Origin of the sequence: Bartonella melophagi K-2C, assembly GCF_000278255.1 — a bacterium.
GTDB lineage: Bacteria > Pseudomonadota > Alphaproteobacteria > Rhizobiales > Rhizobiaceae > Bartonella > Bartonella melophagi.
This window is the reverse complement of sequence record NZ_JH725081.1, coordinates 562,056-587,434: the sequence shown is the minus strand read 5'-3', so window position 1 is coordinate 587,434 and position 25,379 is coordinate 562,056. Positions and strand designations below refer to the sequence as shown.

The following is a 25,379-nucleotide window of genomic DNA, read 5'->3' as shown; positions in this document are numbered from 1 at the left end:
TGCTTAAAATAAAATTTTCTAAGAGTTTTCTTGTAGTTTTTTATTGCTTACGACATAATCTTTCATTGGAGTATCTATTAAAATAATCACCCGCTTATATCATTAAGGATTTTAATATGGCTTTTATTGCTGATAAGCTTTCTCACATCAAACCTTCTGCAACAATTGCTGTTGCCCAAAAAGCACGTAATTTAAAAGACTTAGGTCGTGATATCATTTCCTTAAGCGCTGGAGAACCAGATTTTGATACTCCAGACAATGTTAAAAAAGCCGCTATTGAAGCTATTCAACGTGGGGAAACAAAATATACGCCTATATCTGGTATTCTAGAATTGCGTCAAGCAATCTCTGCCAAATTTAAACGAGAAAATAACCTTAATTACACACCAGAACAAATCATTGTCGGCACAGGTGGAAAACAAATTCTTTTTAATGCGCTTATGGCAACTTTGAATAAAGAAGACGAAGTCATTATTCCGTCTCCTTATTGGGTGAGTTATCCTGAAATGGTTATTATCAACGATGGAACACCTATCTTTGTAGAAAGTAAAGCAGAATTCTCTTATAAACTCCAACCACAAGATCTAGAAGCTGCCATCACCCCCAAAACTAAATGGTTTATTTTTAACTCTCCTTCAAATCCATCAGGGGCCGCCTATACATATGATGAATTAAAAAAGCTAACGGACGTTTTAGTAAAATATCCTCATATATATATCCTCACCGATGATATATATGAACATCTAACATATGGAGATTTTACTTTTGTCACTCCAGCTCAAGTAGAACCAAAGCTTTATAATCGTACATTAACAATGAATGGTGTTTCCAAAGCCTACTCAATGACAGGTTGGCGAATTGGCTACGCAGGTGGGCCTCAGGAATTAATTAAAGCTATGGATACAATCCAAGGGCAACAAACCTCTGGTACAAGCTCCATTTCACAATGGGCAGCTGTCGAAGCACTTAATGGACCACAAGATTTTATTATTCAAAATAAAAGTGTTTTCCAAGCGCGTCGTGATCTTGTCGTTGCTATGCTCAATCAAGCTCGTGGTATTAACTGTCCAACCCCCGAAGGTGCTTTTTACGTCTACCCTTCTTGTGCAAATCTCATTGGCAAAAAGACGCCAGAAGGAAAAATTATTGCAAATGATGAAGATTTTGTAACAGAGCTTTTAGAAATAGAATCTGTTGCTGTAGTGCAAGGATCTGCCTTTGGGCTTGGGCCAGCATTTCGCATTTCCTATGCAACATCAGAAAAAATACTCGAAGAAGCTTGTTTGCGTATTCAGCGTTTTTGTAACAGTTTACTTTAAAAAATTTTGAATCATTGTTCATATCTAAAAGTAAAAACTGGATATACGCTCGCCTAATTTGCTAAATTTTTAGAAATAAAACCAATTTAACAGATCTTTGCAGAGAAATATCCAAAAAAGCAATAAAAGTAGATATAATCAAGAAGTAATAAATTTATATCATTTTACAAAAAATGAAGCATAATAAAAACTTAAAGCGAGCTGCTATACAATAAACACACATAGCTTATAAATTACTTTAATTACCTAATAGTTTAAAAAACATCACTCTATTAAAAAGACCATTTACGAGCTTTTAGAAAAATATAATCTCGAAAAGCATTGAGCTTTGCCGAATTTTTCAAAGCATCAGGATAACAAAAGAAGGTATCAAAAGAAGGGATATCAATCATATCAGAAAAAAGACGTACAAGTTGCTCATTGTTATTCACAATATAATCGGGAAGTACAGCAATACCAAAATCACGCATAAGCGCATTCTTGATCGAAATAATATTATTAATTTGTAAGACTGAAACACGCAAAGAGCCATCACTTCTCCCTGCTTTTTCTAACCAATTTAAACCAGACAAATAAGAGGGGACAGGTTCACCAAATGAAATAATGCGGTGTTTATCTAGTTCAGATAATTTTTCTGGCTTTCCATAAGTTGCAATATAATTTACTGAAGCATAAACATGCATACGAACCGTAAATAATTTTCTTTGTATAAGACCAGGTTGTTGGGGTTGATGTAAGCGAACTGCACAGTCCGCATAACGTATTGTTAAATCAATCTCTTCATCATCAAGCAAGAGTTGTACCTGCATATCGGGATAAAGACTAAGAAATTCATGCACACGTTCTGCAAGCCACCCTGCCCCCATTCCAAAAGTTGATGTAACGCGTAAACGCCCTGTTGGTTTCTTGCTGCTTTCGTTTAATTGCGAACGCGCATTTTCAAGCTTCATTAACACATCATAAGCGGTACGGTAGAGAATTTCACCCTGCTCTGTTAAAATTAAACCACGCGCATGACGTTGAAACAAGGGAACACCAACATCTTGCTCTAAAGAAGCAACCTGCCGCGAAATCGCTGATTGAGACAAATGAAGCTTTTCAGCTGCATGCGTAAAAGAACCCGCCTCTGCTGCAGCATGAAAAACTCTTAGTTTATCCCAATCCAACGGTGAAGTCACAATTTTTTCTCTAATCTTTTTTACTAATTAAACAACTGTTTGTTTAAAAACGCTTATGTTTGTAAATCTAAAAACCGTTCTGCCTCTAACGCGGCCATACATCCCCTTCCTGCAGCAGTCACAGCTTGACGAAATACATCATCCGCTACATCTCCTGCAGCAAAAACACCAGAAATGCTTGTAGCTGTTGAATCTGGTGCCGTCCATAAATAGCCACCTGGTTTTTGTTTCAATTGTCCTTCAAACAAAGAAACAGCAGGGTCATGCCCGATAGCAATAAATATCCCATCTGCATCCATTTTAAGTTCTTGACCTGTTTTAATATTTTTAAGACGCGCTCCTGTCACAACAGCACCCATTGATGAATTAGCTGGTAAACCAACAATTTCCTCTACTATATGATCCCAAATAATACACACATTATCGCGAGCAAATAATCTATTTTGCAAAATTTTTTCCGCACGAAAATGATCTCTCCGGTGAACTATACTAACACTTTTAGCCAAGTGTGATAAATAAAGTGCTTCTTCAACAGCCGTATTTCCACCACCTACAACAATAACATCTTTATCACGATAAAAAAAACCATCACAAGTAGCACAAGCAGAAACACCACCGCCCATAAAGGTTTGTTCGCTTTCCAAACCAAGCCAGCGAGCTTGTGCTCCTGTTGCAATAATCAATGCATCACAACAATATTGTGTTCCTGAATCCCCATATAAAGTAAAAGGACGTTTCGATAAATCAGCTTTTATAATACTATCATAAACAATTTCCGTACCCATATGCTCAGCTTGTTTTGCCATTTGTCCCATCAACCATGGCCCTTGAATTGAATCAGAAAAACCTGGGTAGTTTTCAACATCGGTTGTAATTGTCAACTGTCCACCCTGCTGCACTCCTGTAACCAAAACAGGTTTAAGCATTGCTCTTGCCGCATAGATTGCCGCTGTATAACCAGCTGGCCCCGAACCAATAATAAGAACGCGAATATGCGGTTTTGTCATAAAATCCCTTTCTCTTTTAATCCTCTTTATATCTATAAATTATGATGAAAAATGTAGCCTTTTTAAAATATTTCTCTTACAATTCAAGTTATGGTTCACCTGTATTTCTTTCAAGGTCTACTAAAGGTTGATTGCCAATTTATCATAGCTTGCTTACTATAGAAACTAAACTGCATCTTATACAGATATATACACACTAATGAGTACAAAACCACAAACAAAATAAAAAAGAGATAGGAAACAGTCATTTTTCAGTTTATTACCAATATCTGTGCACGTTTTGCATTAATCATGGGAGCAGCAATGCTTTTGCCTGCTCTTGTAGATTTGCGTGATGGAAACCACAATTGGGCAGCTTTTCTTTACTCTTGTGTTATAACTACCATGCTAGCAACGCTGATTCTTTTAGCTACCAGAGGTGCGAGCTGCCGTTTTTCAGCACGCCTTGGTTTCACATTGACTCTTTGCCTTTGGCTAACAGGTAGTATAGTGGGTGCTCTCCCTCTGTATCTTTCTCCACTCCCAATTTCCTTAGCAGGAGCAATTTTTGAATCTGTCTCTGGAATTACAACAACAGGTTCCACCGTAATCACAGGTCTTGATAATCTTTCACGAAGCATTCTGCTATGGCGTTCTCTCATCTGCTGGATAGGAGGTATTGGTTTTATTGGTTTAGCTTTATTGCTTTTGCCTTCACTTCGTGTTGGGGGAGTACAACTTTTTCATATGGAATCATCAGATAAATCAGAAAAAATATTGCCCCGTATTAATCAAATCGCTAATGGAATTATCATTGCCTATATTGGACTAACGCTTGCTTGCATGCTCTCTTATTTTGCTGCTGGCATGACCTTATTTGATGCCATCAACCATGCAATGAGTACGATAGCAACTGCTGGGTTCTCAACCCACGATGCCTCATTTGGTTATTTTTCTGATAAGCCAGCCATCCTGATTGTTTCAACAATCTTCATGTTGCTTTCTGCTTTACCCTTTGTACTTTATGTAAAACTAGTGCTTCCTGGCCAATCAAAACGCTCTATTGATCCACAAGTTATCGTTTTCCTAAATATTGTTTTCTTTTTCAGCTTTGCTTTAGCTGTGTGGTTGCGTTCTCAGGATCATCTTACCTTTCATTGGGCTTTCCTTGATGTGATTTTTCACTTTGTATCTATTATCAGCACCACTGGCTACAGTGCTGAAAATTATCAACTTTGGGGATCTTTTGCGTTTGGTGTTTTTTTCATTGTTTCTTTCACAGGTGGGTGCGCTGGCTCTACCTCTGGTGGTATAAAAATCAACCGCTTAATTATTCTTTGGCGCATTGCACAAACAAATATGGCAAAACTCCTTTCCCCTAATGCAGTTGTAAAAGTTCGCTATGATCATTCGAATATATCTAGTGATATTGCTCAATCTGTTTTGCTTTTTGTATGCCTGTATATGTTTTGTCTTCTTATTGGCACTACACTTTTACTCACCACCGGGCTTGATTTCACTTCTGCTTTTACAGGCGTTTTAACGGCACTTTCAAATATCGGTCCAGGTTTTGGAGAAATTATTGGTCCTTCTGGTAATTTCACGACGATTAATGATAATGCTTTATGGATTTTAAGCTTTCTTATGCTAGCCGGCCGTCTTGAAATTATAACTATATTTGTATTTTTTATTCCTACTTTTTGGCGCGAGTAGTGTTTATGCTTAATGCTTAATTTTGTAATAAAAAAAATTTACAAGTTAAACAAAAAGGTGAATAACACACACATTAAAACTAATCTTCAATCCAATTGATTGGAAAATCCTTAAAGAACCTCAAATGGATAGCTACATTAGTAATGTTAAGCTTAACATCAACTATAATTTCTGCTTCATCTGTCTAAGATACATTTGTCAATAAGCAAGGTAATGTTATTAAAAACAACCAAACATTGAGTACAACACTTCTTATATTGACTAAGATTTGTGATATCCTACTTTGTAGGCCTTTTCTATCAGCCCAAAGCTGATCTGCATTACTTCTTTGTTATGACTTATAAATGGCTACTAGTTCATCAACATAGGAAAGTTTTGGTAAATCCGATCTTTCTATATTACGTTACATTTAATATCAAAATTTTTACAACTTTGTTATTTAACAACTCATCTCCATTTCTAATATTGAATCAATACAAAAAGCTTTAACAACCTGCATCTCGAAAGAAGACCTATCCCTATACTTAAATGAAACGCTGTAGAAAAAATAACATTTTTTTAAAATTCACTGACAGTAATGTAACAAAAAAAATCTGAAATAATTATTGTTAACTATACTCCGCCCAACAAGAACTTAATACTTTTCCTTAATACAACTCCTCTTGATATGGACAATCAATTAAGTTCTAGTGAACATATTCGGAATCATTTTGCAAACGGTATACGACATTTCTTTCAAGGTATCCGTTTTCTCTCTTCAAAATAATTATTCTAAAGACCTTGAAGTATATTTAGAATGTTTTTCCCTCAAACATCATCTCATAGACACCCCCAATTGCAGAAGCTTCCTTTTCTAAAGGAAAATGAGTGCGAACATGAGTTAAAGCCTTTTTTCCTGTAGCCAATGTTTTCTCTAAATCAGCAAAATAAGGTTCAATTGCGGCAGTTAAAACTAATCCATCTCCTGCTTTAACAACTGTTCCTGTTCCTTCTACTACTAATTCTTCATAAACACCTGCATCACTAGTTACTACAGCTGTTTGCGACGCCATCGCCTCTAGTGGTGTTAAACCAAAACCTTCTAAACGAGAAGGTGCTACATAAAACGATAGACGACGGTACCATAAAGGTACATCTAATATTTCACCAAGAATAATAATGCGATCACTCAAACCAGCATGAGCAATCTTTTGACGTAATTTCTTTTCAAAATTATAATGTTGTGTTGTAGTACGACCAGCTATAATTGCTGTCCAATCAGGATAGTGTGGCAATAATTTTAACATTGCATCCACAAATAAATCAGTACCCTTTAAATAGCGCACACGCCCAAAACACCCTACTGCATATTTTCCCGGTAGCCCTGTCGCTACAAAGCAATCATTAACAGTTTTTGGTGGTGAAAAACGCTCAAGGTCCACCCCATGCATAATAACTTGATAAGGAACTTCTAAATAAGTACCAGTGCGCGCACTGGTAGCAATAACTTTATCCATGCGACGAATTAACCATTTCGTAAAAGGCTTATGCTGACGCTGAGATGCTGATGTAAAAACGAGTTTAAGCTTCATGCGCAAAACATCGCGAAAAAAGATACCACAGAGCATCTCAATATTGCGTCGTGCATGCCAGATACGAAATGGCTTGTTTATTGGATTTTTCCAAAGCCCAAAAAGATCTCTAAAAGAAAGAGCTGGCAAACTTTGCGGCAATCCCCATCCCAAAGTAGATATACGTATCCCCTGTTTTCGTTGCAATGGGATAAGTTGAATAATTGTAGATGTTACTCCTGACATACGTTTTTTTAAATGAGGAATAATAACATCAGTCTCTTTCAAAAACACATACATAAAATTTAGATATATTGAATCTTAATAATTTCATAATTATGCGCTCCACCTGGAGCATTGACCTCAATGACATCCCCCTCTTGTTTACCAATAAGTGCACGTGCAATAGGTGAAGAAATAGAAATTTTACCGGTCTTTACATCGGCTTCTTGATCACCAACGATCTGATAAACCTTTTTTTCTTCAGTATCTTCATTCAAAAGTTTTATAGTAGCCCCAAATTTAATTCTATCACCTGAAAGGCGAGAAACATCTATAACTTCTGCCCGTGCAATGTAATCTTCAAGTTCGTTTATACGCCCTTCATTATGACTTTGCGCTTCCTTAGCGGCATGATATTCAGCATTTTCTGACAGATCACCATGCGCACGTGCTTCAGAAATTGCTTCAATAATCCTTGGACGTTCCTGCTGTTGGCGCCAACGCAACTCTTCTTTGAGATTTTCAAAACCGGTTGTAGTCATCGGAACTTTTTCCATGATCCGTCCCTTTCTTTTACACAGAAGGCCTTATAAATACAAAAACGGCTTCCAAAATTGCTTTTGGAACCCGAGCTTTACAACTTTCTTATTATATAGGACAAAAACCTTGTTTTCCATATAAAAATAAAAACAATAAATAGCATATTGGGATTCTTTTAGATAAATTTACATTTTCGGCTTAAATACTCACCCACAACACCTATAATGATAGACACATCAAAGGAACAATTATATTTTTCTACCTTATCATTAACTTAAACAAAATTGTGTAAAACTAAGAAGAATGAAACTATATAAAAATCCTATGAGGTTAATAATGAAAAAATTGATTGTTTTTTTTGTGTTAGGCTTTTTCTTCCTGACCACAACCGCAAGCCAAGCCACAAACGCAATTGTAACAAGAAATCTTAATCTTAGAGCAGGACCAAGTATTCATCACGCACTTCGAGGTTTCATTCCTGCAGGACACTTAATAACCGTCTATAGCTGTAAAAATAACTGGTGCCAAATTAATTATGACTCACAAACCGGTTGGGTATCATCTCGTTATTTATCATTTAAAAATGGAAATGACCTCTATTATACATATACGATATCATCATCTTCAATTATCTACCATCATTATTGATAACAGTTGAGTGAATTTAAAAATCCCAAACACCACACACTCTTACCCATTCACCCCACTCTAGTGGCTATACTGTTTTAATTTTTCTAAGCTAACTGCATTTCTATCAAAGACAATAATTATTAGTTAAGTAGGCGTAATCATAAAAAACTACATAAAAACTATCACCCACAACAAATAAACAATAGGTACAAGCAACTCTAGTGTTATCAAACTAAAAATGCTAAAAACCTTTCCATAATAGGTAGAATGCAAAGCTGATGATAATATTGAAGCCTTTTTTACCTTATCTCTTACGGTAAAAACTCATAAAATGTTCCATAATGTCGTACCAAAAACCTAAAAGACCTGTCCCAAAATCTAATAAAACATCCTGTAAGATAAAAACAGGCCATACTGCAATTGTTAAACAACCTTCTGCTACCAGCTCTAATCCAGTAATAGAGTCTGATATTTCCTTTAAAACTGCAAGTGATTTTACATCTCACAATGCAACAAAAACTGGTGTTACAGCAACAGTTGAAGCTCTTTCTACGCTTATTGCGTCGGATAATCCCCTTTTTAAAAATGGTACAGTATGGACACCTCATCGCCCCATTCGCCCTGAAAAATCTGAAGGTGGAATTCCATTCCAAATAAACACACCTTTTGAACCTGCAGGAGATCAACCAGCAGCAATTAAAGCTTTGGTTGAAGGCGTCGAGCAAAATGAGCGCACTCAAGTACTTTTAGGCATTACCGGTTCAGGAAAAACTTACACAATGGCTAAAATTATTGAAGAAACACAACGCCCTGCTCTAATCCTGGCACCAAATAAAACTTTAGCTGCGCAACTTTATGGAGAATTCAAAAGTTTCTTTCCCCAAAATGCTGTCGAATATTTTGTCTCTTATTATGACTATTACCAACCAGAAGCCTATGTTGCACGTTCTGATACTTATATCGAAAAAGAATCTTCTATTAACGAACAAATTGATCGTATGCGTCACGCTGCAACACGTGCTGTCCTTGAACGCGATGATGTCATTATCGTTGCATCTGTATCCTGTATCTATGGAATTGGTTCAGTAGAAACTTACACCGCCATGACCTTCCAAATGCAAAAAGGTAATAAATTAAATCAACGGCAATTATTAGCTGATTTAGTTACTCAACAATATCGTCGACAAGATATAAATTTCACGCGTGGTTCTTTTCGTGTGAGAGGTGATACGATCGAAATATTTCCCTCTCACCTTGAAGATCGTGCTTGGAGAATTTCGCTATTTGGTGATGAAATTGAAACAATTACTGAATTTGACCCTTTAACAGGACAAAAAACGGGGGATCTTCAATCTATTAAAATTTATGCAAATTCACATTATGTCACACCACGACCAACATTAAATCAAGCAATAAAAGCAATCAAAATGGAATTAGCCCAACGCCTTGATGAATTAAATTCCGTTGGCCGCTTTTTAGAAGCGCAACGTTTAGAACAGCGCACAATATTTGATTTAGAAATGTTAGAGACGACTGGTTCTTGTTCTGGAATTGAAAATTACTCACGCTATCTAACGGGCCGTAATCCTGGTGAACCACCTCCAACCATGTTCGAATATATTCCCAACAATGCTCTTATTTTCATTGATGAAAGCCATGTAACTATCCCCCAAATTGGTGGAATGTATCGGGGTGACTTTCGACGAAAAGCAACCCTAGCTGAATATGGATTTCGCCTACCCTCTTGTATGGATAACCGTCCTTTACGCTTTGAGGAATGGGATGCTATGCGTCCACAAACGATTGCCGTTTCTGCAACACCTGGACGTTGGGAAATAGAACAAACATGCGGCGTTTTTGTCGAACAAATCATTCGTCCAACAGGGCTCATTGACCCACTAACACAAGTGCGCCCAGCACGCACACAAATCGATGACGTTATAAATGAAATTCGCAAAACAATTAAAAAAGGCTATCGTACATTAGTAACTGTTCTAACCAAACGTATGGCTGAAGATTTGACAGAATATCTCCATGAACACAACATTCGTGTACGCTATATGCATTCTGACATTGATACATTAGAGCGTATTGAAATTCTTCGTGACCTACGACTTGGCACTTTTGATGTTTTAATTGGTATTAACCTCCTGCGAGAAGGATTAGACATTCCAGAATGCAGCTTTGTCGCTATTTTAGATGCTGACAAAGAAGGATTTTTACGCTCAGAAACCTCTCTTATTCAAACAATTGGAAGAGCTGCGCGTAATGTAGATGGTCATGTTATTCTTTATGCAGACACAATCACCAACTCCATAGAACGAGCATTGCAAGAAACAACACGACGTCGACAAAAGCAAATAGCCTATAATGAAGAACACCGTATAACCCCCACCAGTATCCAAAAAAATATCAGTGATGTCCTTAATTCAGTTTACGAAAATAATCATCATGCAGATATTCCTGATTTTATCGCACAAAATAATAGAGTTGATAATAATTTAGCCAACCATATTCAGCATCTCGAAAAATCAATGCGTGAAGCAGCTGCCAATCTTAACTTTGAAGAAGCAGCTCGACTTCGTGATGAAATCAAACGGCTACAGAAAATAGAATTAACAATTGCTGATGACCTCTTAACACATGATAATAATGAATATTCCACTAATGAGACCACGATACAGTCAAGTCTTTTCTCCAAACCTGATCTTGACCATATGGGACCTACTATGGATGTCGGTCTTTTAGAAAATCATCCAATAGAAAAAAAGCTGCAGAAAAAAACTCTTGATAAGAAAGTAATAAAGGAAGCTAAAGTCTCTTCAACTACTAGCACTTCTAAAAATGACTCTCATACAACTAGAAAACGGAAACGCTTTACAAAAAATGGTCGTTCAAAACATTAGTAAGCTCTAAGTCTATAATCAAAAAGTTATATTTTTCTGTTCCTATAATCCATAGAAAAATAAAAAGACTTAATCTTTTTAAACCATTTTAAAATAAAAAAATGATATAAGAAAGTAGATTGTATGAATAAAGCCTGTGTCAAATATTTTCTGCTCAAAAAACCTTATCATATTTGGATAAATTAAAATATCAAAAAGTTATAAAAGAGCTATTCCCTAATTTTGAAATGAGAAAAAACTAATCAAAAAAGAACTTTTCATATATTAAAAGCTATCTTAATATACTAATTTGTATATAGTATAGGACATAGTTTTATTATCTACCTTTAAAAAGCTACCACATAAAATATTCTACACCTTAAACGGATAAGTAAATTTTTAAAAAACAATGAGAATTTTAATTTCATTAACTTCAATAATGGTAGCATTGATATTTTTATTATATTTCTATGTTCTAAGATTTAGACCTTACTAGATTAAATGGTGTACAAAATATATCCGATATAAAACATCGTAATAAAAAACAAAATTTTAAATATTAACATTTTATGTGTTAATCTAGTATAATATGTTTTGTGAAATTAGATTTTAAGGGTAGTTTTTTTGTTATTTTATAATTTATTCTCAACTAAATGGCTTCTTTATTCGTTTTATTAAAAAATTAAAAACCGTTCAGGTTACATTCAGCTTAATGCATATAAAGTATGAATAATATAAATTTATAAAGGGAGTATGTTATGAACAAATTGACCAAATTAGTAATATTATCAACAATATCGACTGCAACCATTTCAACATCATTAACCACAACATTTGCCCGTAATGATTATGTTCACATTCAGCAAAATGTAAACAGCATCCCTCAACACCATACTCAATACCATCGTGAGCAACGGCATATCCATCACAAGAACCCAACACGTCACTCTTATCATTATGAACAAACAACGCAATACAATACTCATCAATATTATGTCAATCGCCCTAATAACACGGGTGATGCTTTAGCGGCAGGTGTTCTCGGTTTCGCTACAGGTGCAATTCTTGGTAATGTTTTAACAAAACCTGCGCAACCACAAATAATCTATCAAGCCCCATACCCTCAAAATCAGGTTATTTATCAAGAAATACCACAACCTCAAGTAGTTTATCAAGTGCACCCAACAGTAACCTATCAACCCACCTACCAACCATGGACATCACAATGGCTTCAATATTGTACAAAAAGATACCGCTCATTTAACCCTAAAACAGGTACCTTTCGTGGTTACGATGGGTTAGACCATTTCTGTCATGCTCCAATACAATGATTTTAAGCAATATTGAAAAAACCCCGTTTTAAAGCGGGGGTTTTTCTTTCACTCATTATTAAATTCCTTGAAGAAAAGGATTGAAGCGGCGTTCATAATTTATTGTGCTTTCTGGTCCATGCCCAGAAATAAAACTGACGTCATCACCTAAGGGTAAAACTTTTTCTTCAATGGATTTCATCAATTCCTCGTGAGAAGATAAGGGAAAATCAGTACGCCCAATAGAACCACGAAAGAGAACATCACCCACTAAAGCCAAACGCTTTTTTTTATTGAAATAAATCACATGCCCAGGGGTGTGACCAGGGATATGCAAAACATCAAACACATGTCCAGCACAATCAACGCTATCACCATCTTCCAACCATTGATCAGGTACGCAAATACGCACATCAGGCATGCGATAGACTTTCGCCCTTTCGACTACATCTTCCATAACTGGTTGATCACCACGATGTGAACCAATAATTTTAACATTAAGTTCCTCTTTAGCTTGCATCGCCGCTCCTACATGATCAACATGACCATGTGTTATCCAAATAGCTTCAACAATAACATCTACCTCTTGAATTGCAGCTTGGATTTTAGGCCAGTCACCACCCGGATCAACTAAAACCCCCTTTTTACTTTTATCATCAAAAAGTAAAGTACAATTTTGTTGGAAAGATGTAACCGGAATAATATGTGCGCTCAGATTACTCATAGTACCCTTTTTAAAAATGAAATATTTATCAAATAAATAACACTTTTCATGCATTTATAAAATCAAAAATTGCCTGCTCGACAGCTTGACACAACTTATGTAGACTGGGTCTTATTGGAAACTGGATTTTCGTCAAGGTTTTAAATAATGACCGACCCCGTTAACGTTTTACGCGATGATGCACCTCATCTCCTTGTTATTGATGATGACACGCGTATTCGTAGCCTCTTATCTCAATTTCTTATTAAAAACGGATTTCGTGTTTCAGTTTCTGCTAATGCTGATGAAGCCAGACGTCAACTCACAAGCCTAGATTTTGATCTTCTCATTGTTGATGTGATGATGCCCGGTGAAAATGGCATTGATCTTACCCTTTCATTACGCCAAACAAAAAATGTCCCCATCCTAATGTTAACGGCTTTATCAGAAACAGATAATCGTATCCATGGGTTAGAAGCAGGAGCAGATGATTATCTATCCAAGCCATTTAATCCTCGTGAACTTTTACTTCGCATTAACGCCATTTTACGGCGTGGTTTCTCACCTAACCAGTCCAAAATCGAACAAATTGTTTTTGGACCCTATATGTTTTCAATTTCACGACGTGAACTAAAAAAAGGAGGAGAAGTCATCAAACTAACAGATAAAGAACAAGAAATGATGGTTATTTTTGCCGAACACGCAGGTAATACAATTCCACGCCATAAATTCGCAACAGGTGACAGCGAGATAAGTGAACGTACCATTGACGTACAAATCAATCGTTTACGTCGCAAAATCGAAAAAGACCCGGCAACCCCTATATGGCTTCAAACTGTGCGAGGGATCGGTTATAAACTTTCAATTGAATAGACGTAAGTAATGATTAAACTCGCAAGACAATTTGCTCAGTGGTTAACGAGGCAAATGCCTAAGCGTCTTTATGCCCGCTCTTTGATTATTATTATCGCTCCTATGGTGCTCCTGCAAACAGTGATTGCCCATGTCTTTATGGAACGCCACTGGCAAATGGTAACTGAGCGTCTCTCAACCGCTATTGTCCATGATATTGCTGCCATTATTGATATAATTGAAACATATCCGCAACAACATAACTATGAAGATATCAAGCGCATTGCACAGCAGCGTATGGGATTAAATATTTCTATCTTACCCCCTGACCCCTTGCCTCCTCCTGGTCCTAAACCATTTTTTGCAATTCTTGACTATTTCCTTAGTGAAGAAATTACCCATCAAATTAACCGCCCCTTCTGGATTGATACAGTAGGCGATTCTAACTTTGTCGAAATTCGTATCCGTCTTGATAACAGTATTTTGCGCGTCTTTGCTATGCGCAGTCAAGCTTATGCTTCCAATACCGGTATCTTCTTAAGCTGGATGGTAGGAACAGCTCTTGTTTTATTACTGATAGCTATTTACTTCTTACGCAATCAAATCAAACCGATCCAACAACTTGCTGAAGCAGCTGAAAGTTTTGGACGGGGACGTCCCCTACCAAAAGATTTTCAACCACAAGGAGCTGATGAAGTGTGCCGTGCTGGTATCGCCTTTCTACGCATGCGTGAACGTATTGAGCGCCAAATTGAACAACGTACTATGATGCTCTCAGGTGTAAGTCATGATTTAAGAACTATTCTTACACGTTTTAAGCTCCAACTAGCCTTAGCAAGTACAGATTTTGATATTAGCCCGCTTGAGCAAGATGTTCGTGATATGCAAAATATGTTAGAAGATTATCTCGCTTTTGCACGTGGAGAAAGCGGTGAAAATGTCAGTTCTCTTGATTTAAATACCCTTATGCAAAAATTCTCTACCGAAGCTCATCTTCATAAACGTCAATTCTCTTACACAATTCAAGGCCCTCCACAGATACAAGTACGCCCTCATGCTTTTACGCGTTTGGTTAGCAATCTTGTATCAAATGCATTTCATTATGCAAACACCATTAAACTAGCAGCTACATCCCAACAAGAATCACTTATTATCATTATTGATGATAATGGACCGGGCATTCATAAAAACATGCGTACAGAAGTATTTAAACCATTTTTTAGACTTGATAAAGCGCGTAATCAAGATGCAAGTGGAACAGGTCTTGGTCTTGCCATTGCCCAAGATATCGCGCGTAGCCACGGGGGGAATATTCAATTAGACGACAGCCCATTAGGGGGCTTGCGCGCTATTATTGACATTCCTCTATAAAATATACCAAAAAGCCTCTGATTAAGAATTAATCAGAAAACAAATTGACTAAATGATTTTAAGCATTTCCTACAGTCTCAAATAAAGCATATTGTAATGCCTTATAAGCACTTTCACCCATCCAAGCTACCATTCGAAAAGCAGTATAATGACTTTCACAAACTTTAAGAGCGTGGATCAACAATGTTTCAACTTGTACATGGGATGGATGCACCCCACCAGCTAAAAGAAGACCTTGTCGATAAATAACTGAATTGTCTCCTTGCCAATAATCAAAATGCCCTAGTAACAACTTTTCATTAATTGCCAATAATAAGCGGTGCATTTCTGTTGTTCGAGTACTTTCAATAGAAAGATCAAAAGCACAAGCTAAATGAAGAGCTTCTTGTTCTTCCATCCATGAAAAAGCAAGACGATAATTAGCCCATTTTCCTTCTACGCAAACATTAATTTCATCTTCTGCATTCCGCTCAAAAGACCAGTCGTACCTATAGGCAATCTGTTCGATAAAATCGACTGGATGCTCTTCTCTTTCCGCAGCGTTAAAGGCAAGCCTCATCATTAACCCTCAAAATAATTAAGAATGTTATCAATACAGCGCAAAATGCTTACAATTGTAATAACATTTGTTACAATTAAGCCCTTACACCAAACCAAATAAACAGTAAAATGTAGACAATATACAATACCTAGAAACACAACAGGTGATATTTCCCATGGGCATATAATAGCCTGATAAAGAAAAACGAATCATCAAGCTATTTTAGTGTATTGATACAATCTCATAGTGCCAGCCCCCTGATTTAAAAAAATGCTTTTTTATAAAAAACGAATCCAACAATAAATTAATGATTTGCTTTAACAGATTCAGAATTAAGCATTTTTTAGTTTCGTGCATAATATTGAAAAATTGGGGATTATTTTTTTGAGAATACAATTTTTATACTAAAACTATTTTAGTCTCCACTATGGACTCTATTTTTCTAAATCATCAAGACGTTTTGCTAAATCAGCGTTTTCCGCACGCGCTTTAAGCACCATTTCCTTAACCACTTCAAATTCCTCACGTGAAACAAGATTAAGCTTATTGACTATCTTCTCAGCTTGCGAACGAAAAATTGTTTCAGCTTCATGCCGTACACCTTGTGCAGCACCAGCTGCATCTGTTATTAATTTTGCTAATTCGTCAAGAATACGGTTGGGTCCATCATGCATGAAATTTTTCCTTAATTTTAGTCAATTATGTATGCATTATAGTGCATTTTATAACATGTAGATATTGTATTTGTTTCTTTTATAAAATCCATCGTAATTTTTCTATCTTCCCCTTACATCTATAAACAATAGCAATCTATTCTCTTCTTGCCTTGACCATTGTGTGTTCATCTGTCATGTTTTAACAACCTATAATTTCATAAATGTAAAGCGCTTCCTGATGAACGACTTTCCTTTTTGTCCTGCTATTAATTTTCCTACCTTCCTTGATCCTGTTATTATCCATTTAGGCCCCATAGCACTACACTGGTATGGGCTTGGTTATGTTGTAGGTATTCTTTTTTCTTGGTGGTATGCGCAAAAATTATTGGCAAAAAAATTCTTGTGGCATGCAAACCAACCCCCTATGGATCAAAATAAAATAAGTGATTTTGTTATTTGGGCCACTATAGGTATTGTTGTTGGTGGTCGTTTAGGGCAAGTACTTATGTGGGATCCTACTTATTATTTTAACCACCCCAGTGCCATTATAGCAGTGTGGACTGGAGGAATGTCTTTTCATGGTGGTCTTATTGGTATTACCATTGCAATGATTTGGTTTGCGCGCAAAAACAACATTAATATCTGGACAATGTTTGATACAATTGCCGTGGGTGCCCCTGTTGGTATTGGCATTGTGCGAGTGTGTAATTTCATTAACCAAGAATTATGGGGTAATGTTACCACCGTTCCTTGGGCTATTTGCTTCAACTACGATCCCCAATATCTAACACGTCACCCAAGCCAACTTTATGAAGCGTTGATGGAAGGACTTTTTCTTTTTATCATATTGGCTATTGCTATTTTCGCTTTTAAAGCATTAAAACGCCCTGGAACAGCAACTGGAATATTTACTCTAGGTTATGGGATAGCGCGTAGCATTTCAGAAATTTTTCGTGTTTCTCAAGAAGACCCAAAGTGGTTTTCTGCCCTCTTTTATTCCACTGGATTTACCTATGGAATGGCACTATCTCTTCCTATGATTCTCTTTGGCTTTTATGCACTTCTTCAAACTTTCAGGAATCATTCTATAAAATAATGACCACTCTAAAAGAGAAAATTAAAGAAATTATTGCTGTCAATGGGCCGATAACTGTTAGTCAATATATGACATTAGCCCTCACAGATCCACAATTTGGCTATTACCAAACAAAAGCACCTTTTGGATCCACTGGTGATTTCATCACCGCACCTGAAATAAGTCAATTATTTGGAGAAATGATTGCTATTTGGGTTCTTGCAAGCTGGAAAGCTCAAGGCAGCCCAAATTCTTTTATTCTAGCTGAAATGGGTCCAGGACGTGGAACGCTTATGGACGATGTGTTACGTACTATTCAAAAATTATGTAAAACAGCCTTCAATGCTGCTGAAATTTTCCTTATTGAAATAAATCAACGCCTCGCAACAGAACAAAAAAAACGTCTTTCATCTTATCAAAAATACATTCATAGCATTGAATATTTTAATCAAATACCTTCAGGACATCTCTTTCTTATTGCTAATGAGTTCTTTGATGCGCTTCCTATTCACCAATATATCAAAATCAACGGAGAATGGAGAGAGCGTTATATTACACTTGATCAAGATGATCATTTTACCTTTATAGCTGGAGTACATAAATTTTCCTCTAATAACTTACCAGTCTATTGCGCTCAAATGCCCAACGGAACAATTTTGGAACACTCCCCCTCACGTAACCAACTGATGCAACAAATTAGTAATCGCTTAATACAAGATAAAGGATCTGCTTTGCTTATTGATTATGGTGCTTCTGATTGTGCATTTGGAGACACATTGCAAGCTATTTCAAAACATAAATTCCGTGATGTTTTTGACAACCCAGGTGAACATGATTTAACATCACATGTTGATTTTTTCTCTTTAAAAACAATAGCCCTTCAACAAGGTTGTTTTGCTGAAATTCTAGAACAAAGAGATTTTCTTGTAAAAATGGGAATTCTTGAACGCGCAAAACAGCTTAACATTAACAAAAATACCTTGATCCAAAACAAAATCCGTCAAGATATCGAACGGCTCGTCAACCCAGATCAAATGGGTAAACTTTTCAAAGTTCTCCGTGTTAGTGATCAATCTACTACTATCTCTAACTTTTTTGACTTCCAATAATGACAAAGAATTGACAAGTACTGCCGTCTCGAACACCATTGCCTGTTCAAGCAATTATGCGGAGCTTTCATGAAGCCTGTCCTTGCGAAAGATCTTCTTGTTTTACATAAACACGGGATAAAACATGGTTTTTTTACGCGTCAAGGTGGAGTTTCACAAAACCTTTATCACAGCCTTAATGTTGGCCAAGGCTCAAATGATCATCCTAAACATATTAGGCAAAACCGCGCATTAATTGCGAATTATTTTGATATTGAAACAAAAAATTTAATCACTGTCAATCAAGTACATTCCTGTGACGTAGTAGTAATTGATCAAGCTTTTATCGGTGAACGTCCTAAAGCTGACGCTCTTGTCACAACTACAAAAGGTTTAGCAATCGGCATCCTTACAGCCGATTGCGGACCAGTTCTTTTTGCTGATCCGCACGCAGGTGTTATCGGTGTTGCGCACGCTGGTTGGCGAGGAAGCTTGAATGGAATTTTGGAAAAAACAATTTTAGCTATGGAAAAACAAGGTGCCAAACGACAATCAATAACAGCAGTGCTAGGACCTTGCATTGGCCCCAGTCACTATGAGGTAACAAACGAATTCTATATCCAATTTATCAATCGCAATAATCAATTCCAAAAATATTTTTTAAAAACAGATAAAACAAACTATTTTCATTTTAATCTATGGACATTCATTATCGACCAATTAGAACAAGCAGGCCTCAATGCTTCTTGTCTAAAACTTTGCACTTATCAAGATGAGCAACGCTTTTTTTCCTACCGTCGTGCAACACATCGTAATGAATCTGATTACGGGCGACAGATTTCTGCTATCATGCTAGAAAACGAAAAATAAGTTTTTTACCTTAAAAACATATCATAACTACACAATAAAATTTCTTATCCAAATGAAAAAACGTACGCTCAATCATGTTTTGTTTGTTTAATGAAATAACTTATAAATTCGTAAATTATGATAATTTAAAATCTTGTTTATGAATACTTGATTTGTCATAACTAATAGCAAAATAATTCTTTTAACCCATGCTAGATAAAATTATAATGTTTTTGTAATTGTTCCTTTGCAATCTGATAATAAAAAGTTAAAAGCTGTATCAAATTCTATCATGATTATTCAGGGGTTCTATCATGAAACTTTTCTGTGGCAATTCTAACCCACATCTTGCGAAAAATATTGCAAATTATTTAAATATCTCCCTAGGTGAAGCAACAGTCAAGCGTTTTGCTGATCAAGAAATTTTTGTAGAATTGCATGAAAATGTGCGCGGAGAAGATGTATTTGTGCTGCAATCAACCTCTTATCCAGCCAATGATCATTTGATGGAATTACTCATCATGATTGATGCCCTGCATCGTTCTTCAGCACGTCGTATTACAGCTGTTATACCCTATTTTGGATATGCTCGCCAAGACCGTAAACCTGGACCACGCACTCCTATTTCTGCAAAACTTGTTGCTAACCTGATTACTCAAGCAGGTGCCCATCGCGTTTTAACATTAGATCTTCATGCAGGACAGATCCAAGGTTTTTTTGATATTCCTACTGACAATCTCTATGCCGTTCCCGTTATTTCTCGTGATGTCAAAACGCGTTATTCTCTTGAAAATGTTATTGTTGTTTCACCCGATGTCGGTGGTGTGGTACGTGCACGCTCTTTAGCCAAGCGCTTAAACAGTTTACTTGCTATTGTTGATAAACGTCGTGAACGGCCAGGTGAATCAGAAGTAATGAACATTATCGGAAATGTAGCTGGAAAAGATTGCCTTCTACTAGATGATATTGTTGATTCAGGTGGTACTCTATGCAATGCAGCAAGCGCTCTTCTTAAGCATGGAGCAAATAGTGTTACTGCTTATATTACACATGGTGTTCTTTCTGGAAACGCTATCGAACGAATTACCAACTCAGAAATGAAAGAATTAGTCATTACTGATTCGATTATGCCAACAACAAAAATTGAACAAGCACATAATATACGTGTTTTGGCTATTGCCGACTTAATAGGAGAAGCCATTGCAAGAACAGCAGCAGAACAGTCTGTTTCAAGCTTATTTGACTAAATAATGCCTGCCTTCAAATTTCCTGGCATCTTTATAAATTGAAACCGGAAGACACCCGAGGTGTTTACTATTAAATAAATACGAATAGCACAAAATTTACGATTTCCTAAATAAGTCAAAAATTAGACAAATGGGTCTTTCAGCAACTCTTGCATCTCTAAAGGGTTTGAATTATAGAAGAAACTTCTGCGTAGACACCCTTGGAGGCAACGTAGAATGAAGCTAATTGCTGCTTTGCAGTGCATATCTTCATATTCATGCAAAAACTGCTAGTTGTTTTTGATGAATCTCCAATTATGTAAGAAGGATTTAACCATGAGCAAGAGTTATACTCTTAAGGCCGAAATACGTGAGCGGGTTGGTAAGGGGTCCTCTCGTGAACTTCGCCGCAACGGTCTTATTCCAGCAGTCATCTATGGTGACAAACAGCCTCCTTTGGCAATTGCAGTTTCTTATAAAGAAATTTTCTACAAAATTCATGCAGGTGGCTTTCGTACTACTGTTGCTACCATTGAAGTTGATAAAAAAAGAATTCAAGTCCTACCAAAAGATTATCAACTTGATCCTGTCCGTGATTTTCCTATGCATGTGGATTTTTTACGTGTTTCAGAGAAATCAATTGTGCATGTGAACATTCCTGTACATTTTCTCAATGAAGATACAGCTCCAGGTATTAAACGAGGTGGCGTCCTAAACATTGTTCGCCATGAAATTGAATGTACTGCACCAGCAAATGCTATCCCTGAAGCAATTAACATTGATCTTTCTAGTTATTCTATTGGTGACTCTATCCATATTTCGGCCGTGCAATTACCAGAAGGTGTAACTCCGGTTATTCAGGATAGAGACTTTACCATTGCAACCATCGCAGCTCCTGCTGGTACAAATGTGAACGATAACTCAGAACAAGAGAGTAATGAAAATAATTAAAACCTTATAAATTTCAGAGGTGGGAAAACTTCCCACCTATTTTGAAGTATTTTCTGATCATTTATACTTTATCGAAAGCGTATATGTTGCTCATTGCTGGTCTTGGCAACCCCGGTTTATCCTACCAAAATAATCGCCATAATATTGGTTTCATGGCTGTTGATGCTATTCATAAGTTTTTTTCTTTTTCTCCATGGTCAAAAAAATTTCAAGCTGAAATTGCTAATGGTTTCATAAATGATGAAAAAATTATTCTTATTAAACCTCAAACTTTTATGAATTTATCTGGTCAAGCCATCAACCAAACCTTGCGATTTTATAAACTAGAATTGAATAATTTTATTGTTTTTTATGATGAACTAGATTTACCTCCTGGGAAAGTACGCGTAAAAATTGGAGGAGGAAGTGGAGGACATAACGGCATAAAATCTATTGATAGTCATTGTGGTAATAACTACTGCCGTGTACGTTTAGGGATTGGACATCCTGGTTCCAAAGAATTGGTTCATCAACATGTTTTAGGTAACTTTACAAAATCTGATCAAGAATGGTTATCTGTTTTATTAGGCACAATCGCGGATAATATTGCTATTTTAATAAAGGGAGACGCTAATCAATTTATGAGCAAAATTTCATTGGTAATGGAAAAAAAACTCACGATAAAACATAATCTCTTTTAAGTATATGCTATAATCAACAATTTTTTACAACCTTTACATATAATACACTCTTTCTAAGGAGAATGTTAATACCAAATTTATCAGACAAAACTCTCCAAGCCTATATGGCCATTTGGAATTACAAAGAAGCCATTTGATGAAAACTTATAGTACATTTTACTATAGCTACAAAACCACCACACGTGAACCATTAGGAACACGGTCATAAAGATCAATAATATCTTGATTAAGCAAACGGATACACCCACTTGAAATAGCCTGGCCAATTGACCACTCTTCATATGAACCATGAATCCGGAAAAGCGTATCCTGACCATTTTTAAAAAGATATAATGCCCGTGCGCCTAATGGATTATCAGGCCCTGGCGGCATCCCTTTTCCTAAATGACCGTATCGTTCTGGTTCACGAGCCATCATTGCCGCAGTTGGAGCCCAAGACGGCCACCGACGTTTATATTGTACAACTGCTTCACCTTTAAATTCTAAACCTTCTTTGCCAACGCCAATGCCATAACGCATAGCTTTTCCATTTTCACCAACAAGATAAAGAAAACACTCTTGAATATCCACAACCAACGTACCAGCCGGATAAGAAGTATCGTAATCTACCTGTTTACGTAAAAATTTTGGATCAATTTCCGCAAGATCGATTGCTGGTAATGAATAAGGTTCATTCGTTATAGCCCCATATAAAGCCCGTAGTTCCTCTGGAATGAATCGAGCTTGTTGAGAAGAAACAAAAGACTCACTTGGTTGATGTGTAGCGCAGCCAACCAATACTAGAGAAACAGCCATTAAAAAAGCACGACGAGACAACAATTCCATATTCCCGCAATCATTTGATTTAATATAATTATTTGATTTTATAGTTTCTTGTACTATAAAAAACTTAGCACACTGTTAACGTTAATCTATAATTTTATGATTATTAAAATAGGGAATGTTTAGGATTTGTCGATTAAAAAATGACAACTACTTGCTAAAATCGTCACAATTATTTCAGTTTATCTTTTTTATCACCACAAAAAGCTGAAGACTAGAACTCTTCTTCAAACATGCTATAAAAACACCAATAAAGTATATCTTAGTCATTATAAATAAATCAAAAGTCTAATTAAAAGAGAGAACCTATGGGGTTTAAATGTGGTATCGTCGGGCTGCCTAATGTCGGTAAATCAACCCTTTTTAACGCGTTAACAAAAACAGCTACAGCACAAGCAGCTAACTATCCTTTTTGTACAATCGAGCCTAATACTGGTGAAGTTGCTGTGCCAGATCTACGAATGGAAAAAATCGCCTCTATTTCTGGTTCAAAAGAAATCATTCCTACACGTATTAATTTTGTTGATATTGCAGGACTCGTCCGTGGAGCTTCAAAAGGTGAAGGTTTAGGCAATAAATTTTTAGCCAATATTCGTGAAGTCGATGCCATTATCCATGTACTACGGTGTTTTAAAAATGAAGACATTACCCATGTAGAAGGAAGGATTGATCCCATTTCTGATGCTATAACTGTTGATACAGAACTCATGCTTTCAGACCTTGAGAGTCTTGAACGGCGAATTATACAAGTCCGTAAACGTGCAATCGGAAAAGACAAAGAAGCTTTGGCAATCCTCCCTACAATGGAAGCAGCGTTAGAATTATTACAGAAAGGAGATCCTGTACGGTTATTACTTAAAAATATTTCCTCTGATGAACGACGTATTCTTCATGGTTTGAATCTTTTAACCTCAAAGCCTGTGCTTTATGTTTGCAATGTCAGCGAAAATGAAATTGCTCATGGCAATGATTTTACTAAAGCGGTGGAAAAAATAGCTGCAGAGCAAAACGCGCAAAGTATTACTATTTCTGTTTCCATTGAAGCTGAGATCGCTCAACTTTCTGATGAAGAAGCTATAGAATACCTTCATGTCTTAGGATTATCTGAGCCTAGTTTGAATCGACTCATTCACGCTGGTTATCACCTGCTTGATTTAATTACTTATTTTACTTGTGGACCTAAAGAAACACGAGCCTGGACAATCACCCGGGGTACTAAAGCACCTCAAGCAGCTGGTGTCATTCACTCAGACTTTGAACGCGGCTTTATTCGTGCACAAACTATTAGCTATGAAGATTATATTACCTTAGGTGGAGAAAATGCAGCAAAAGAAGCAGGAAAAGCCCGAGATGAAGGTAAAGAATATATCGTACAAGATGGTGATATTATGTTGTTTAAGCACAATACTTAAATATCATTACCTCTTTAATAACTTAAAACACTTTTTACATAAAACTGTTTCCATATTCTCAAAGAGTACTATTCAACAAAAACAGCCGCACTATAAGAGCGACTGTTTTATTCATCAAAGACAGAAATACAAAAACTAGCGTATCAAATAGTCTTCATATTTAAATTCTGGAGCTTCTTTCAAAGCATTCTTTGTTACATTGACCATAAGCTTCCACTTATCATCATCACCTTTCATCTGGACTTTTTCTGGAGAAACAAAAACATAATGCTCACCCATACCTAAAAAACCGCCAACGCTAATAACAATCCCATCGATATTATTCTGACGTAAAATAATATCTTTTACCTCACCAATTTCTTCATCTTCTATATCGTATACATCTACACCAATAAAGTTTGAAGCAACAAAATTAGCTGTTGAAGGCGTAACATAACGTGCAATCATATCTGCTTTAACTTGTACAATACCTGCTGCCAAAATCTTTCCATTTTCAGAAGGCAATGAAAATTGGGCATCAACACTAGAAATCATTAAAATTGACGTAAGAGCAATGATAGCAATTTTTTTCATTTTTATAATTCTCCATTTTTACTTTACATGCTCTCAATGCACAATAATTTGATTTTTTCCATATGGTTTTTTAAGATTGGCTTGTTCTATTTTTATGTGTTCCCTCAATTATACGGTTTCTTTTTGAAGTTTTTTATCTCAATCATGCTAAACTTAGCTTTTATAAGATAAACAGCACCTAAAATATTAAAAAGTAAAATAATATGAGAACTGGTTATCTTAAGAAGATTTACGTATGGATTATCAG

At 36.3% G+C, this 25,379-nt stretch carries 23 protein-coding genes; 14 read left to right on the top strand and 9 right to left on the bottom strand.

The window, feature by feature from the left end:
• Positions 1 to 116: 116 nt before the first annotated feature.
• Entirely contained in the window at positions 117 to 1,319 is a 1,203-nt protein-coding gene (locus ME3_RS02465) for a pyridoxal phosphate-dependent aminotransferase (RefSeq protein ID WP_007476811.1), read from the top strand.
• 272 nt (positions 1,320 to 1,591) lie between these two features.
• On the opposite strand, the gene ME3_RS02460 is transcribed toward ME3_RS02465, so the two are convergent.
• The gene (locus ME3_RS02460; RefSeq protein ID WP_007476809.1) at positions 1,592 to 2,497 is read right to left on the bottom strand and encodes a LysR family transcriptional regulator; all 906 of its coding nucleotides are present in this window, start codon (positions 2,495 to 2,497) and stop codon (positions 1,592 to 1,594) included.
• A gap of 53 nt (positions 2,498 to 2,550) precedes the next feature.
• On the bottom strand, positions 2,551 to 3,504 hold the full coding sequence (gene trxB / locus ME3_RS02455; RefSeq protein ID WP_007476808.1) for a thioredoxin-disulfide reductase: 954 nt from the start codon (positions 3,502 to 3,504) through the stop codon (positions 2,551 to 2,553).
• Positions 3,505 to 3,807: 303 nt separating this feature from the next.
• On the opposite strand from trxB, the gene ME3_RS02450 reads away from it, so the two are divergent.
• The gene (locus ME3_RS02450; RefSeq protein ID WP_007476807.1) at positions 3,808 to 5,196 is read left to right on the top strand and encodes a TrkH family potassium uptake protein; all 1,389 of its coding nucleotides are present in this window, start codon (positions 3,808 to 3,810) and stop codon (positions 5,194 to 5,196) included.
• Between the two features lie 791 nt (positions 5,197 to 5,987).
• Here ME3_RS02450 and ME3_RS02445 read toward each other — a convergent pair.
• Together ME3_RS02445 and greA are read right to left on the bottom strand one after the other, a co-directional pair.
• Positions 5,988 to 7,046 (bottom strand): glycosyltransferase family 4 protein, encoded by a 1,059-nt coding sequence (locus ME3_RS02445; RefSeq protein WP_007476806.1) that lies wholly within the window; start codon positions 7,044 to 7,046, stop codon positions 5,988 to 5,990.
• A gap of 5 nt (positions 7,047 to 7,051) precedes the next feature.
• The gene (gene greA / locus ME3_RS02440) at positions 7,052 to 7,525 is read right to left on the bottom strand and encodes a transcription elongation factor GreA (RefSeq protein WP_007476805.1); all 474 of its coding nucleotides are present in this window, start codon (positions 7,523 to 7,525) and stop codon (positions 7,052 to 7,054) included.
• 319 nt (positions 7,526 to 7,844) lie between these two features.
• Here greA and ME3_RS06810 point away from each other — a divergent pair, with 319 nt between their 5' ends.
• The 3 genes from ME3_RS06810 (at position 7,845) to ME3_RS02430 (ending at position 12,354) form a co-directional block, all read left to right on the top strand.
• On the top strand, positions 7,845 to 8,156 hold the full coding sequence (locus tag ME3_RS06810; RefSeq protein ID WP_007476804.1) for an SH3 domain-containing protein: 312 nt from the start codon (positions 7,845 to 7,847) through the stop codon (positions 8,154 to 8,156).
• 380 nt (positions 8,157 to 8,536) lie between these two features.
• Positions 8,537 to 11,044, top strand: coding sequence for an excinuclease ABC subunit UvrB (gene uvrB, locus ME3_RS02435; RefSeq protein WP_425338850.1), 2,508 nt, complete (start codon positions 8,537 to 8,539; stop codon positions 11,042 to 11,044).
• 737 nt (positions 11,045 to 11,781) lie between these two features.
• Positions 11,782 to 12,354, top strand: a complete 573-nt coding sequence (locus ME3_RS02430; RefSeq protein WP_007476801.1) for a BA14K family protein — start codon at positions 11,782 to 11,784, stop codon at positions 12,352 to 12,354.
• A gap of 58 nt (positions 12,355 to 12,412) precedes the next feature.
• On the opposite strand, the gene ME3_RS02425 is transcribed toward ME3_RS02430, so the two are convergent.
• Positions 12,413 to 13,057: an MBL fold metallo-hydrolase gene (locus tag ME3_RS02425; RefSeq protein WP_007476799.1), complete on the bottom strand. Its 645-nt coding sequence runs from the start codon at positions 13,055 to 13,057 to the stop codon at positions 12,413 to 12,415.
• Between the two features lie 147 nt (positions 13,058 to 13,204).
• On the opposite strand from ME3_RS02425, the gene ME3_RS02420 reads away from it, so the two are divergent.
• Entirely contained in the window at positions 13,205 to 13,909 is a 705-nt protein-coding gene (locus ME3_RS02420; protein WP_007476796.1) for a response regulator, read from the top strand.
• A gap of 9 nt (positions 13,910 to 13,918) precedes the next feature.
• Positions 13,919 to 15,259, top strand: a complete 1,341-nt coding sequence (locus tag ME3_RS02415; RefSeq protein ID WP_007476793.1) for an ATP-binding protein — start codon at positions 13,919 to 13,921, stop codon at positions 15,257 to 15,259.
• A gap of 58 nt (positions 15,260 to 15,317) precedes the next feature.
• Here the strand turns inward: ME3_RS02415 and ME3_RS02410 are convergent, their stop codons facing one another.
• Together ME3_RS02410 and ME3_RS02405 are read right to left on the bottom strand one after the other, a co-directional pair.
• The gene (locus ME3_RS02410) at positions 15,318 to 15,818 is read right to left on the bottom strand and encodes a type III secretion system chaperone family protein (protein WP_007476791.1); all 501 of its coding nucleotides are present in this window, start codon (positions 15,816 to 15,818) and stop codon (positions 15,318 to 15,320) included.
• 416 nt (positions 15,819 to 16,234) lie between these two features.
• Positions 16,235 to 16,474, bottom strand: a complete 240-nt coding sequence (locus ME3_RS02405) for an accessory factor UbiK family protein (protein WP_007476788.1) — start codon at positions 16,472 to 16,474, stop codon at positions 16,235 to 16,237.
• Positions 16,475 to 16,694: 220 nt separating this feature from the next.
• Between ME3_RS02405 and lgt the strand changes: the two genes are divergently transcribed.
• From lgt to pth, 6 genes are all read left to right on the top strand, one after another.
• A complete protein-coding gene (gene lgt / locus ME3_RS02400) occupies positions 16,695 to 17,552 on the top strand; it encodes a prolipoprotein diacylglyceryl transferase (RefSeq protein ID WP_007476786.1) in 858 nt (285 codons plus the stop codon).
• Entirely contained in the window at positions 17,552 to 18,640 is a 1,089-nt protein-coding gene (locus ME3_RS02395; protein ID WP_007476784.1) for a class I SAM-dependent methyltransferase, read from the top strand. Before lgt ends, ME3_RS02395 begins: the two co-directional genes overlap by 1 nt.
• 69 nt (positions 18,641 to 18,709) lie before the next feature.
• On the top strand, positions 18,710 to 19,489 hold the full coding sequence (gene pgeF, locus ME3_RS02390; RefSeq protein WP_007476782.1) for a peptidoglycan editing factor PgeF: 780 nt from the start codon (positions 18,710 to 18,712) through the stop codon (positions 19,487 to 19,489).
• A gap of 293 nt (positions 19,490 to 19,782) precedes the next feature.
• Positions 19,783 to 20,715 (top strand): ribose-phosphate pyrophosphokinase, encoded by a 933-nt coding sequence (locus ME3_RS02385; RefSeq protein WP_007476780.1) that lies wholly within the window; start codon positions 19,783 to 19,785, stop codon positions 20,713 to 20,715.
• Positions 20,716 to 21,030: 315 nt separating this feature from the next.
• Entirely contained in the window at positions 21,031 to 21,645 is a 615-nt protein-coding gene (locus ME3_RS02380) for a 50S ribosomal protein L25/general stress protein Ctc (protein WP_007476778.1), read from the top strand.
• Between the two features lie 83 nt (positions 21,646 to 21,728).
• Positions 21,729 to 22,325: an aminoacyl-tRNA hydrolase gene (gene pth / locus ME3_RS02375; protein WP_007476777.1), complete on the top strand. Its 597-nt coding sequence runs from the start codon at positions 21,729 to 21,731 to the stop codon at positions 22,323 to 22,325.
• 165 nt (positions 22,326 to 22,490) lie between these two features.
• Here pth and ME3_RS02370 read toward each other — a convergent pair whose 3' ends face one another.
• Positions 22,491 to 23,144, bottom strand: a complete 654-nt coding sequence (locus ME3_RS02370; RefSeq protein ID WP_039952482.1) for a L,D-transpeptidase — start codon at positions 23,142 to 23,144, stop codon at positions 22,491 to 22,493.
• Positions 23,145 to 23,455: 311 nt separating this feature from the next.
• On the opposite strand from ME3_RS02370, the gene ychF reads away from it, so the two are divergent.
• On the top strand, positions 23,456 to 24,559 hold the full coding sequence (ychF, locus tag ME3_RS02365) for a redox-regulated ATPase YchF (protein WP_007476773.1): 1,104 nt from the start codon (positions 23,456 to 23,458) through the stop codon (positions 24,557 to 24,559).
• 135 nt (positions 24,560 to 24,694) lie between these two features.
• Here ychF and ME3_RS02360 read toward each other — a convergent pair whose 3' ends face one another.
• On the bottom strand, positions 24,695 to 25,132 hold the full coding sequence (locus tag ME3_RS02360; protein ID WP_007476771.1) for a PRC-barrel domain-containing protein: 438 nt from the start codon (positions 25,130 to 25,132) through the stop codon (positions 24,695 to 24,697).
• Positions 25,133 to 25,379: the final 247 nt, after the last annotated feature.

Bases quoted from the DNA above. Each gene is read 5' to 3' on its own strand.
- ME3_RS02450 (WP_007476807.1), top strand. From the start codon at position 3,808: ATGCTTTTGCCTGCTCTTGTAGATTTGCGTGATGGAAACCACAATTGG.
- ME3_RS02395 (WP_007476784.1), top strand. From the start codon at position 17,552: ATGACCACTCTAAAAGAGAAAATTAAAGAAATTATTGCTGTCAATGGG.
- ME3_RS02430 (WP_007476801.1), top strand. From the start codon at position 11,782: ATGAACAAATTGACCAAATTAGTAATATTATCAACAATATCGACTGCA.
- ME3_RS02425 (WP_007476799.1), bottom strand. From the start codon at position 13,057: ATGAGTAATCTGAGCGCACATATTATTCCGGTTACATCTTTCCAACAA.
- ME3_RS02415 (WP_007476793.1), top strand. From the start codon at position 13,919: ATGATTAAACTCGCAAGACAATTTGCTCAGTGGTTAACGAGGCAAATG.
- pgeF (WP_007476782.1), top strand. From the start codon at position 18,710: ATGAAGCCTGTCCTTGCGAAAGATCTTCTTGTTTTACATAAACACGGG.
- ME3_RS02410 (WP_007476791.1), bottom strand. From the start codon at position 15,818: ATGAGGCTTGCCTTTAACGCTGCGGAAAGAGAAGAGCATCCAGTCGAT.
- ME3_RS02360 (WP_007476771.1), bottom strand. From the start codon at position 25,132: ATGAAAAAAATTGCTATCATTGCTCTTACGTCAATTTTAATGATTTCT.
- ME3_RS02445 (WP_007476806.1), bottom strand. From the start codon at position 7,046: ATGTATGTGTTTTTGAAAGAGACTGATGTTATTATTCCTCATTTAAAA.
- greA (WP_007476805.1), bottom strand. From the start codon at position 7,525: ATGGAAAAAGTTCCGATGACTACAACCGGTTTTGAAAATCTCAAAGAA.
- lgt (WP_007476786.1), top strand. From the start codon at position 16,695: ATGAACGACTTTCCTTTTTGTCCTGCTATTAATTTTCCTACCTTCCTT.
- ME3_RS02385 (WP_007476780.1), top strand. From the start codon at position 19,783: ATGAAACTTTTCTGTGGCAATTCTAACCCACATCTTGCGAAAAATATT.
- ME3_RS06810 (WP_007476804.1), top strand. From the start codon at position 7,845: ATGAAAAAATTGATTGTTTTTTTTGTGTTAGGCTTTTTCTTCCTGACC.
- ychF (WP_007476773.1), top strand. From the start codon at position 23,456: ATGGGGTTTAAATGTGGTATCGTCGGGCTGCCTAATGTCGGTAAATCA.
- trxB (WP_007476808.1), bottom strand. From the start codon at position 3,504: ATGACAAAACCGCATATTCGCGTTCTTATTATTGGTTCGGGGCCAGCT.
- ME3_RS02405 (WP_007476788.1), bottom strand. From the start codon at position 16,474: ATGCATGATGGACCCAACCGTATTCTTGACGAATTAGCAAAATTAATA.
- ME3_RS02420 (WP_007476796.1), top strand. From the start codon at position 13,205: ATGACCGACCCCGTTAACGTTTTACGCGATGATGCACCTCATCTCCTT.
- ME3_RS02465 (WP_007476811.1), top strand. From the start codon at position 117: ATGGCTTTTATTGCTGATAAGCTTTCTCACATCAAACCTTCTGCAACA.
- ME3_RS02380 (WP_007476778.1), top strand. From the start codon at position 21,031: ATGAGCAAGAGTTATACTCTTAAGGCCGAAATACGTGAGCGGGTTGGT.
- pth (WP_007476777.1), top strand. From the start codon at position 21,729: ATGTTGCTCATTGCTGGTCTTGGCAACCCCGGTTTATCCTACCAAAAT.